General features: G+C 72.5%; 12 protein-coding genes and 1 pseudogene. 10 read left to right on the forward strand and 3 right to left on the reverse strand.

The features are described from left to right. Positions 1-17 precede the first annotated feature (17 nt). From ACQEV1_RS46205 to ACQEV1_RS46225, 5 genes are all read left to right on the forward strand, one after another. A complete protein-coding gene (locus ACQEV1_RS46205) occupies positions 18-794 on the forward strand; it encodes a GntR family transcriptional regulator (RefSeq protein ID WP_433403730.1) in 777 nt (258 codons plus the stop codon). Between the two features lie 258 nt (positions 795-1,052). Next, the gene (locus tag ACQEV1_RS46210; RefSeq protein WP_285579555.1) at positions 1,053-2,486 is read left to right on the forward strand and encodes an amidase; all 1,434 of its coding nucleotides are present in this window, start codon (positions 1,053-1,055) and stop codon (positions 2,484-2,486) included. Positions 2,487-2,506: 20 nt separating this feature from the next. Then, positions 2,507-2,734, forward strand: a complete 228-nt coding sequence (locus tag ACQEV1_RS46215) for a hypothetical protein (protein WP_285579552.1) — start codon at positions 2,507-2,509, stop codon at positions 2,732-2,734. 113 nt (positions 2,735-2,847) lie between these two features. Next, positions 2,848-3,327 carry a MerR family transcriptional regulator gene (locus ACQEV1_RS46220; RefSeq protein ID WP_285626319.1) on the forward strand — a complete coding sequence of 160 codons (480 nt, stop codon included), beginning with the start codon at positions 2,848-2,850 and terminating at the stop codon, positions 3,325-3,327. A 23-nt stretch (positions 3,328-3,350) separates the two neighbouring features. Continuing rightward, positions 3,351-4,223, forward strand: a complete 873-nt coding sequence (locus ACQEV1_RS46225; protein WP_285626316.1) for a TIGR03619 family F420-dependent LLM class oxidoreductase — start codon at positions 3,351-3,353, stop codon at positions 4,221-4,223. Between the two features lie 97 nt (positions 4,224-4,320). On the opposite strand, the gene ACQEV1_RS46230 is transcribed toward ACQEV1_RS46225, so the two are convergent. Continuing rightward, entirely contained in the window at positions 4,321-5,538 is a 1,218-nt protein-coding gene (locus ACQEV1_RS46230; protein WP_433403735.1) for an MFS transporter, read from the reverse strand. 58 nt (positions 5,539-5,596) lie between these two features. On the opposite strand from ACQEV1_RS46230, the gene ACQEV1_RS46235 reads away from it, so the two are divergent. Continuing rightward, on the forward strand, positions 5,597-5,914 hold the full coding sequence (locus ACQEV1_RS46235) for an ArsR/SmtB family transcription factor (protein ID WP_433403737.1): 318 nt from the start codon (positions 5,597-5,599) through the stop codon (positions 5,912-5,914). 101 nt (positions 5,915-6,015) lie between these two features. Next, positions 6,016-7,191 carry an MFS transporter gene (locus ACQEV1_RS46240; RefSeq protein ID WP_433403740.1) on the forward strand — a complete coding sequence of 392 codons (1,176 nt, stop codon included), beginning with the start codon at positions 6,016-6,018 and terminating at the stop codon, positions 7,189-7,191. A 9-nt stretch (positions 7,192-7,200) separates the two neighbouring features. Here the strand turns inward: ACQEV1_RS46240 and ACQEV1_RS46245 are convergent, their stop codons facing one another. Then, positions 7,201-7,983, reverse strand: coding sequence for an SDR family oxidoreductase (locus ACQEV1_RS46245; protein ID WP_285626304.1), 783 nt, complete (start codon positions 7,981-7,983; stop codon positions 7,201-7,203). A 367-nt stretch (positions 7,984-8,350) separates the two neighbouring features. Between ACQEV1_RS46245 and ACQEV1_RS46250 the strand changes: the two genes are divergently transcribed. The 3 genes and pseudogenes from ACQEV1_RS46250 (at position 8,351) to ACQEV1_RS46260 (ending at position 10,158) form a co-directional block, all read left to right on the forward strand. Beyond that, positions 8,351-8,953: a DUF4291 domain-containing protein gene (locus tag ACQEV1_RS46250; protein WP_285626301.1), complete on the forward strand. Its 603-nt coding sequence runs from the start codon at positions 8,351-8,353 to the stop codon at positions 8,951-8,953. A gap of 118 nt (positions 8,954-9,071) precedes the next feature. After that, positions 9,072-9,599 (forward strand): annotated as a pseudogene (locus ACQEV1_RS46255) (FAD-dependent oxidoreductase); the annotation flags it as partial. Positions 9,600-9,807: 208 nt separating this feature from the next. Further along, positions 9,808-10,158 (forward strand): hypothetical protein, encoded by a 351-nt coding sequence (locus ACQEV1_RS46260; protein ID WP_433406213.1) that lies wholly within the window; start codon positions 9,808-9,810, stop codon positions 10,156-10,158. A 242-nt stretch (positions 10,159-10,400) separates the two neighbouring features. Here ACQEV1_RS46260 and ACQEV1_RS46265 read toward each other — a convergent pair whose 3' ends face one another. Continuing rightward, complete coding sequence (locus ACQEV1_RS46265; protein ID WP_433403743.1) at positions 10,401-10,877, reverse strand: MarR family winged helix-turn-helix transcriptional regulator; 477 nt, start codon at positions 10,875-10,877, stop codon at positions 10,401-10,403. Positions 10,878-10,983 lie beyond the last annotated feature (106 nt).

A 10,983-nucleotide genomic window follows, 5' to 3' on the forward strand; every position in this document is an offset into this window, starting at 1 on the left:
AATCGCGGCGAAACGACATGTCCGTAATGTCCACGGCCATGGTGACGGCGGCGTACGGGCCGGGAGGAACCCAGGACGCTCACGTCCGCCGTCTCCGCGACCTGCTGCGCTCCGCGATCCTGCGCGACGGCTTCCCCGCCGGACAGCTGCCCGGTGAGCCGGAACTGATGACCTCGTACGGCGTGACCAGGGCGGTCGTGCGCGAGGCGCTGGCCCTGCTGCGCCGCGAGGGACTCATCGACCGCAGGCAGGGCGTCGGCACCCACGTCGTCGTACACGCCGTCCTCGCCCGCCTGGCCGAGGCGCACGGCGCGGCCGACCCCCGGGTGGACAGCGTCTTCAACCGCCGCCTGCGACCACGGGTGCTCGACCGCTCGACCATCCCGCTGCCCGCCATCGCCGCCGAACGCCTCGGCGCGCCGCCCGGCGTCCCGTGCCTGCGCCTGGAGTACGTCGCCCTCCTCGACGAGGAACCGACCGCGCTGGCCACCAACTATGTGCTGTTCCCGGAGGCGGAGCGGCTGCTCGCCCTGCCGTTCGACACCGACTGGTACGCCCTGCTGCGGGACGCCGGAATCGGCTTGGGCGAGTCGGAGTTCGTCGTCGGCTGCGCACCCGCCGACGCCACCAACGCCCCGCTGCTCGACGTCGCCGAGGGCGCCCCGCTGATCACCATCGAACAGGTGATCCGCGACGCGACCGGCCGCGCCTTCGACCTGGCCCACATCCACACACGCGGCGACCGCTTCCTTTTCGTCTCCCGAGCCGTACGCGAACACGCGTCCGGCATCTGACCCCCACCAGACGAACCCCCACCCACCCAGACAGCCCCCGCCCGCCCAGACAGCCCCGCCCGCCCAGACAGCCCCCGCCCGCCCAGACAGCCCCCGCCCGCCCAGACAGCCCCCGCCCGCCCAGACAGCCCCCGCCCGCCCAGGGGGGCGACCCCACTTCCATTGTCCAGCCCGGTCCCCCAGCGCGAAAAGACCTGCGCCTTCCCTGTGGATAACCGGCATCTCCCCAGTTCCCGAGGCCCTTGGAGGAGTTCCCCCATGCCCACACCCGTCACGCTGACCGACGCCGCCGCCGCACTGCGCGCCGGCACCGTCACGAGCACCGAACTGACCGAGGCGGCGATCGCGCGGGCCGACCGGCTCGACGGAGAGCTCGGCACGTATCTCGCCCGTTTCGACGACACCGCGCTCGCCGCCGCCGAACGCGCCGACGCCGAACTCGCCGAGGGTCTCGACCGCGGCCCGCTGCACGGCATCCCGTTCGGCGTCAAGGACATCCTCGCCGCCGCGGAGGGACCGACGACGGCGCAGAGCCTCATCCTCGATCCGGCGTGGGGCGCGGGCCGGGACGCGCCGGTCGTGGCCCGGCTGCGGGCGGCCGGTGCGGTCATCACCGGGAAGGTCACCACCATGGAGTTCGCCTGCGGCATGGTCGACCCCACGAAGCCCTTCCCGGTCCCGCGCAACCCCTGGGATCCGCGGACCTGGCCCGGCGGCTCCAGTTCGGGCACCGGCAACGGCGTCGCGGCGGGGATGTTCTTCGCCGGGCTCGGCACCGACACGGCGGGCAGCATCCGCATTCCGGCGGCGTTCTGCGGGGTCACCGGCCTGATGCCGACGTTCGGCCGGGTGCCCAAGTCCGGCTGCGCGCCGCTCGGGTACAGCCTCGACCACGTGGGCCCGCTCGCGCGCAGCGCCCGTGACTGCGCGAGCGTCCTGGAGGTCATCGCCGGGCACCATCCCAGCGACCCGGACTGCGTCGACCTCCCGCTCGCCCCGCCGGAGTTCGGCGGCTCCCTGAACGGCCTGCGGATCGGGGTCGTCCGCGACCACCACTTCCCCGAACGGTCCGATCCCGCGCTCGGCCCCGTGTTCGACGAGGCGCTCGCCACCCTCACCTCGCTCGGCGCCACCCTGACCGACGTCGCGCTGCCGTACTGGCCCGAGATGCTGACCGCCAACCTCGTCACCATGTGCGCCGAGGCGCTCGCGTACCACCGCAACGACCTGGTCGAACGGTGGGCCGACTACTTCGCCTCCACCCGTCTCCTGCTCGCCCGTGGCGCGCTCGTGTCCGGCGCGGACTACGTCCAGGCCCAGCGCGTACGGAGGGTGGCGCAGGACGCCGTGGCACGGCTGTTCGAGGAGGTGGACGTCATCGTCTGCCCCACCACGGCCCTGCCCGCGCCCCGTTACGACGACATCACCGACGCCGAGGGCACCATCGACGTCGAGGCGATGTTCGAGTTCATCTTCACCCAGTACTGGGACTGCGTCGGCAACCCGGTCCTCGCCGTGCCGATGGGGTTCACCGCGGCGGGGCTGCCGCTGTCGATGCAGCTCGCCGGGCCGGCGTTCGCGGAGGCGACGATCCTGACCGCCGGCGACGCGTTCCAGCAGGCCACCGACTGGCATCGCCGCGTACCCGCCATGGCCGACGACTCCGCCGCCGCGACGCCCGCCGCGGTCTAGTTCCGAGGAGGAGACACGACATGACAGTGAACGACTCGACGGCCGACCCCCGGCTCGTCACCGAGATCGGCATGGCGCTGACGCGAGGCGGCCTGCCCGCCACGGGTCCGGAGATCGCCAAGCTCGTGGCCGGCTACCACGCGCAGAACCTCGGCGTGGCGATGCTCTACGCCGTCCCCGAGGCCCGCTACGCCGATCCGGGTCTCCGCTTCCAGGCCGGCGCCCGGATCATCGACTGGTCGGACTGAGTTCCGCCGTGGGCCGGACGGGCGCGACCGTCCGGCCCACGGCGCCTCCCGGCTTGACCTTGACGCCGGTGTCAGGGGGTAGCGTCGCTGACGCCAGAGGGCGGGAGGAGCCGATGCGGATCGGTGAGCTGGCCGAACGGGCCGGTGTGAGCGCACGCGCGCTGCGCTACTACGAGCAGCAGGGGCTGATCTCGGCGCGGCGTGCGGCCAACGGCTACCGGGAGTACGACGAGTCCGACGTCCGGCTGGTCGCCGAGATCCGATCGCTGCTGGCGGTGGGCTTCACGCTGGAGGACGCCCGGCCGTTCGTGGACTGTCTGCGGGCGGGTCACGAGGCGGGTGCCTCGTGCCCGGAGTCGGTCGCCGTCTCACTGAGGAAGCTCGCCGAGATCGACGCGGAGATCCGCGCGCTGATCCGGCACCGCGCCGAGGTGACCGCTCAGCTGACGTACACCTGTCCCGGCTGCGACCTGTTCCCGGCGGAGGGAAACGACGGTCCTCGCCCGGCGGGTACGCCACGGCGGCAGGCCGCCACCGGTCGTCTCGCGGGCGGAGTGACGCCTCCCCCGCCCGACGACCAGGCCGGTTCCTGAACCGGCTCGACGCGGAGACTGGAATGAAATTCGCGATCAGCTACAGCACCCCCCAGTACGGCGCCGACCCGGACCGGATCACGGCCTTCGCCCGGCACGCCGAGGACTGCGGCTTCGAGTCGTTGTACCTCCCGGAGCACATCGCGCTGTATCCCGGCGCCACGATCGGGCCCGCCGAGCTCCCGACGTCACTGCCGTACGCCGACCCGCTCGACTGCCTGGCCTTCGTCGCCGCGGCCACGCGGCGGATCCTGCTCGGTACGGGCGTGCTGCTCCTGCCGTACCACCATCCGGTCGTCCTCGCCAAGCGCCTGGCGACCATCGACGTCCTGTCCAGGGGACGGATGCGGCTGCTGACCGTGGGCCTCGGCACCCTGCCGGGTGAGGCCCGGGCGGTCGGCGTCGACTTCAGGACCCGCGGCCGTCGCGCCGACGAGGCGATCGACGTGCTGCGGCTGCTCTGGGGCGGCGGCGAGGAGGGCGTCGGCTTCGACGGGGAGTTCTTCGCCTTCGAGAACCTGTGCAGTTTCCCGAAGCCGTTCGGGGTCACCGAGCTGCCGATCCACGTCGGCGGGTCGAGCCGGGCCGCCGCGCGCCGCGCCGGGCGGCGCGGTGACGGCTACTTCCCCGGCGGTGCGCTCACCCCGGACGAACGCGCCGCCCGGCTGGAGCTCGCCCGGTCGTCCGCGGTCGAGGCCGGCCGTGACCCGCAGGCGCTGGAGTACACGCGATGGGGATCGATCGACATGCCCGCCGAACGGGTCGAGGCGTTCGCCGCGGAGGGCGTGACACGCATCGTCGTCGGCGTCACCGCCGCCGAACCGGACCGGCAACGCGACGAGATGTCGGCGTTCGCCGAACGCTTCGGCCTCTCCGGCTCTCCCGCGACGCGGTGAGCCGGACGCCGGTCAGGGCAGCGGTACGGCGTACTCCAGACCGGTGGGACCGGCAGGTCGTAGGCCAGCCCGCGCATACCGAGCGATCCTTGAACCGTCACAGTCCGGTGGCCTCGGCGGGAACGTTCGCGGGTTCCGGGCGACCGGCCGCCGTACGGCGCTCGGGGGCGGTCAGCCGGGTGACGCCGAGCACGATGGCGGCGAGGACGGCGGCGGCCGGGGCCAGCCAGAGCGCCCCGGCGACCGAGAGCACCACGCCGCCGAGCGTCGCGCCGACGGCCGTGCCCACGTAGGCCATCGCCCCGTTCAGGCTGAGCGCGACGGCGGCGACGTCGCCGCCCGCCACGAACACCCGGTCCGCCTGCGGGATGAACAGGAAGGATCCGATGAGGCCGAGGACGAACAGCGCGGCGAGCGTCGGCACGAACCAGTGCTGGACGACGCTCAGGACGACGTTCGCGCCGACCGCCACGGCCAGCGCGGCGGTGAGGGACGTCAGGGAGTCGAACCGGTCGGCGAACCGTCCGACCAGGCGGTTGCCGATGAAGAAGCCCGCCCCGAAGACGCACAGCGCGGCCACGACGGCGCCGCCGGCCGAGGTGCTCACCCCCACGACGACCGCCGCGTACGCCGACACCAGGTAGAGCGGCGCGAGCACGAGCGCACTGACGACGAGCAGGATCAGGATGCGCGGGTCGACGAGCACGGCGAGCCTGCTGCGCAGTGACGTCGCCGGCAGGGTGACGGAGGGCAGGCCGGCCGCGGCCAGCACCGCGGCGGCGGCCGCGAGGGCGGCGATCGTCCACATCGCCCCGCGCCAGCCCAGCCACTGCCCGACCAGCAGCCCGAAGGGCACGCCGAGCACCGAGGCCAGGCTGGAACCCGCGCCGATCACCGCGAACGACCGGGCTCTGCGGTCCGGCCGGGACAGCACACCCGCCACGGCGAAGGCGTTGGCCTGGAACGCCGCCGCACCGAGCCCGGCGACGACGCGCCCGGCCAGCACGACCGCGTACGAAGGACCGGCCGCCTGCAGGACCATGCCGGCCAGGAAGGCGAACATGCCCGCGCCGATGACCACGCGACGGTCCATCCGGCCGGTCGCCGTGGCGATGATCGGCGATCCGACCGCGTAGGCGACCGCGAACGCGGTGGTCAGCTGGCCGGCGGTGGCGAGGCTCACGGACAGGTCCGTGGCGACGTGAGGAAGCAGCCCCGGCAGCACGAAGCCGTCGACGCCGAGCACGAAGGTGCCGACGGCGAGGATCAGCAACCGCCAGACGCCGAGTTCATTCGATGATTGTCGATCGGTCACACGATGGGACGTTAGGCTACGATTCGATGAGCGTCAAACAATTGAGAGGAGGCGACGGATGCCGCGCACGCTGCCCGAGCCCTCGGTCGACTCCTTCGACCTCACCGTCATCCTCAGCGCACTCGCCGACCCCGGCCGGCGGGCGCTCATGACCGCGCTGTACCAGAGGCCGGATCCGGTCGACTGCTCCGTGCTCGCGGAGGAGGCCGACCTCGGCCTGAGCAACCCGACCATCTCGCACCACTACCGCGTGCTCCGCGAGGCCGGCCTGACCAGGACACTCGTCGTGGGACGCCAGCGGATCGTCAGAGTGCGGCGCGACGACATGGAGAAGCGGTTCCCCGGACTCCTCCAGGCGGTCCTCGGGGGCGAGTGAGCGCGCCGCCTCCCGAAAATTCACTTTCCTCGCGCGTCGGCCGCTGCCACAATCCGCAGCGGAGGTAAGTAACCGCAGTGGCCTTTGAACCTTACCGACGCGTGCTGGCCGTTCCGGGGGTCCGGCCGCTGCTGCTCGTCGGCATCCTCGCCCGCATCCCCGTCGTCGCCATCGGGGTGACCCTGACCCTGCACGTGATCACCGGCATGAAGCTCGGCTTCCTCCAGGCGGGCCTGGTCGGCGCGGCCTCGACGGGCGGTGTGGCCCTCGGCGCGCCGATCACCGGGCGATTCGTCGACCGGCACGGCCTGCGGCCGGTGGTGGCGGTCACCACGGTCGCCCAGCTGGTCTTCTGGTCATCGGCCGCGTTCCTGCCGTACTGGCCGCTGGTCGGCGGGGCGTTCGCCGCCGGGGTGCTGGCGCTGCCGGTGTTCAACGTGATCCGTCAGTGCCTGGCCGCGGCCGTCCCGACCGAGCGGCGTCGTGCCGCGTTCGCGCTCGACGCGATGCTCGTCGAGGTGAGCTACATGGTCGGCCCGACCGTCGCGGTCGCCGCCACGACGACGTTCGGCAGTGACCTCACCATGGCTCTCGTGGGACTGGGCCTGGTCGGGTCCGGTACGGCCCTGCTGGTGCTGAACCCGGCGACGCGCGGCGGAGACGAGCCGGAGGCGGGCGGGGCCGCCGTTCCCCGGCGGCAGTGGCTGACTCCCGCTCTGCTGGCCCTGTTCGGGGTGACGTTCGCGGCGACCTTCGTGCTGACCGCGACGGAGCTCAACCTGGTCGCGGTGCTCAAGGCCGACGCCGCCACCCGGTGGACCGGTCTGGCCATCGCCGTGTGGAGCCTGTCGTCGCTGGTCGGCGGCTTCGCCTATGGCTCGCTGCGCCGTGGCCTGTCCCCGCTGGTGACGATCGGCTGCATGGCCGCGCTCACCGTACCGGTCGGCCTGGTCGGTCCGTGGCCGCTGCTGTGCCTGGCCCTGGTGCCGTCCGGGATACTGTGCGCCCCCGCCCTGTCCACCACGGTGGACACCCTCAGCGGATGGGTGCCCGCCGCCGCCCGCGGCGAGGCCGTGGGCCTGCACAGCACCGCTCTGACCTTGGGAATCGCCGTGGCCAACCCCGTCACCGGCTTCCTCATCGACCGTACGGGCACCGGCTGGGCGTTCGCGGTCACGGGCCTCGGCAGCCTCCTCGTGGTCGGGCTGGCCGTCCCGCTGTGGCGGCGCGCTCCCCGGCCCGCGCAGCCGGAGGCCGTCGCCGCCACGGCCGGTTGAGGCCGGGTGTCAGGCGCCGCCCCTCGCGCACAGGCCACCGTCCAGGGTGAGGATGACGCCGCTGGTGTAGGCGGACCGCTCGGAGGCCAGGAAGGCGATCGCGTCGGCGATCTCCCGCGGCTCGGCCGCCCGCCCGTACGGCAGGCCGGCCATCAGCTCGCGGTATCGCCCCTCGTCGCCGAGGCGCGTACGGGCGCGGGTCTTCATCAGTTCGACGATCCGCTCGGTCGCGACCGGCCCGGGGTTGACGCCGACGACGCGGATGTTGTCGTCGCGCAGGCTCCGCCCGCCCAGGGAGCGGGTGAACGCCATCAGCGCGGCGTTGCCGGAACTGCCGGCGATGTAGTCGAAGTCGAACCCCTCGCCCGCCGCGCCGATGTCGTTGACGATGACTCCGTGCCCGCGCGCCTTCATCCGCGCGTAGACGAGCCGTGTCAGGTTGATGTAGCCGAACACCTTCAGCTCCCAGCCGTGCCGCCAGGCGTCCTCGTCGACCAGGTCGAGGGATCCCCCAGGGATGTCGCCCGCGTTGTTGACGAGGATGTCGATGCCGTCGGTGGCCTCCGCGAGCCGGGCGAGGTCGCCGGGGTCGCGCAGGTCGGCGGGGTGGACGTCGACCGTCACCTCGTGCCGCTCGCGCAGCCGCTCGGCGAGCGCGTGGAGTCCGGCCTCGCCGCGCGCGGCGAGGTGCAGATGGCAGCCCTCCTCGGCCAGCACCTCGGCGGTCGCCGCGCCGATGCCCTTGGAAGCACCGGTGATCAGAGCCTGCTTGCCGCGAAGGGCGAGATCCATGGCCGTAGTCCTTTGCTGTTCGTGACAATCAACCGAGCGCACCCGCGGCCGGCCTCGCGAGCCGGCCGTACTCCGCGAGACGCCCGCCCAGCTCGACCGCCGCGGGCACGACGGACCGCGCGTCGTCCGCGGCGCCGGTGTCGGGCTCGGCTCCCTCTACCGACGCCGGCCGACCAAGTATGCGCCGGCCGTCGACGCGTCGCGCACGGCCGCCCCGGCACGCGAGGTGTGAGGCGAAAGGTACGCGGCGGGGTGCGCGCGAGGATCCCGGGCGCGAGATTCGCGGCGTCGCCGGCGCTCTCCCGCCGCCTCCTCGGCGGGCCGGGACCGGGAAATCGGGTTGATCCGCCGTCCGGGCGGGGACAGCATGCGACCTGTGAGATCGCGCGAGATCAGGGCCGACTACGACCGTACGTCGATCGTCGTGTACCAGGCGTACGGGCCGCACATCGGACGGCCGGCGGTCGAGCAGGGGCGTTTCGTGCCGCCGTTCTCCCGGACGCGGATGACCTGGATCAAGCCGTCCTTCCTGTGGCTGATGGAGCGGAGCGGCTGGGCTCGCAAGGCCGGGCAGGAGATGGTCCTCGCCGTACGGATCTCCCGCGAAGGCTGGGAGGAGGCGCTGTCCCAGGCCGTACCCACGAGCGCCGACCGCCGGGTCCACCGGGACAATGACGAGTGGCGTGCGGCGTTCCGGCACGCTCGCGTGCACGTCCAGTGGGATCCGGAGCGGACGCTGCGCGGGCGCGCGCTGGACGCGCGCAGCATTCAGGTGGGGCTCAGCCGGCATGTCATCGACCGGTACGCCGATGAGTGGACCCTGGACATCCGCGACCTGACGCCGACGGTGCACCGGATTCGGCGCCTGCTCGGCGACGGCCATACCGCCAGAGCCGCCGCCCTGCTCCCCCGAGAGCGCGTCTATCCACTCCCGGCCGAACTCGCCCGGCGCATCGGCGCCGACGCGTGACCGACGGCTCCCCGGCCGGGAGCCGTCACGCCTGGTACGGCAGACGGCTCGCCATTGAAGTTCGTGGAACGAACTAATACAGTTCGTGCCACGAACTTGCTTTTTTTTGGGGAGAATCATGGGCAGAACCGTCGCGGTCGTCGGCGGAGGCTATGGCGGCGCCGCGGTCGCCAAGGCGCTGGACGAGGAGACCGACGTCGTACTGGTCGAGCCGAAGGACGCGTTCGTGCACGCCGCCGGATCGCTGCGCGCGCTGGTCCGGCCGGAGTGGGCGGGCAACATCTTCTTCCCGTACGCCCGGCTGCTGCGGCGCGGCACCGTCGTCCGCGAACGGGCGGTGTCGGCGGACGCGGGCGGCGTCACGCTCGCCTCCGGCCGGCGCGTCGACGCGGACTACCTCGTCCTGGCCTCCGGCTCGATCTACCCCTATCCGGCCAAGATGGACACCGACGACTCCGGCGAGGCACGGGAACGGCTCCGCGCGACGCACAAGGGACTGGCCGACGCGACACGGGTGCTGATCACCGGGGCCGGGCCGGTCGGCCTGGAGCTCTCCGGAGAGATCAAGGCGGTATGGCCGGACAAGCACGTCACGGTGATCGACCCCGTCGGTGAGCTGGTGCCCGGCTTCGCCCCGGAGATGCGGGCGGACCTGCGCCGCCAACTGGACGCGCTGGGCGTCGAGGTACGGCTCGGCACCACGCTGCTCACACCGCCACCGACCGAACCGGGCGAGCCGAGGCCCTTCACCGCCGACGTCACCGGCGGCACGATCTCGGCCGACATCTGGTTCCTGCCACGGCGTACGCCCGAACAGCGACTACCTCGACGGCACCCTGACCACGGCCCGCAACGTGCGCGGACAGGTACGGGTCACCGAGAAGCTCAACGTCGACGGCCACGACCGCGCCTACGCGATCGGCGACCTGACCGATCTCGACGAGGCGAAAATGGCCGGCCATGCGATGCGGCACGCCGAGGTCGTGGCACAGAACATCCTCGCCCAGGTACGGGGCGAGCCACCGGCGGCGATCTACGAGCCTTCCGGGATCAACGCGATCCTGCTTCCGCTGGGCCCGACCGGCGGCGTCGGCCAGATGCCCTCCCCCGACGGCCCGGCCGTACTGTCCGCGCTCGCGGTGAGCGAACGCAAGGGCACGGACCTGTACACGGGCCGATTCACCGCCCTGTTCGGCACCGCCTGACCCAACCCGGCCGAACGCGCGATCGACTTGTCCACAGCCGCCAAGGCACCCTTCCGCGAACGGATCCGAGCCCTGGACAATGGGAATGGGATGGAAACCCCGGGCGGGAGGGCTCCGCCAGGGCTCCGCCGCCGCACGACTCCGCCACCGTACGACTCCGCCACCGTACGGCTCCGCTGCCGTGAAGGGGCTCTGTCATCAGCGGGCGTTGGTCACCGAGCCCGGGGCGTTGGCGGCTCGGGTCAGCTCTGGGCCGGGGGCGCCGCGCCGAAGTCCATGAAGACGACCGGCACCTTGTTGTCGAACACGACTCTGGCGAGCAGGGCGGACAGCACGCGGCGGTCGGTCTCGTCGAGGTTCTCGGCCAGGCTCTCGACTCGGCGCGTGGTCTCGGCGTAGAACTCCTTGGCCAGCCGGGCGCCCTCCGAGGTCAGCGCGACGCGTACCGCGCGTGCGTCTTCCGGGTCCGGCTCCCGGCGCACCAGACCGCGTTGCGCGCTCCGGTCGACCAGGCCCGTCAGGCTCGACTTGGCCAGGCCCAGCACGCCGCCCAGCTCGCTCATGCCGTACGGCCGCGGCATCAGGACGCACAGAAGCTGTCCCTGCTGAGGGGTCAGGCCGTGCTCGCGGCTCGACTCGGCGTACACGGCGTTGACCAGGAACGATGAGCGGACCAGGGCGGTCGCGACACCCATCCGTTCGCCCTCCGCCTCGCTCATTCGCCCACGATAACACCGCCGGTTCGCGGCACGAACTTTCTAGCAAGGATGTCGTCGCCGCAGGTCACACCTGACCGGACGGCGGGGCGCCATCGGTCCCCTTCGC

The sequence above is a fragment of the Actinoallomurus sp. CA-142502 genome (assembly GCF_050936355.1).
Taxonomy (GTDB): Bacteria; Actinomycetota; Actinomycetes; order Streptosporangiales; family Streptosporangiaceae; genus Actinoallomurus; species Actinoallomurus iriomotensis.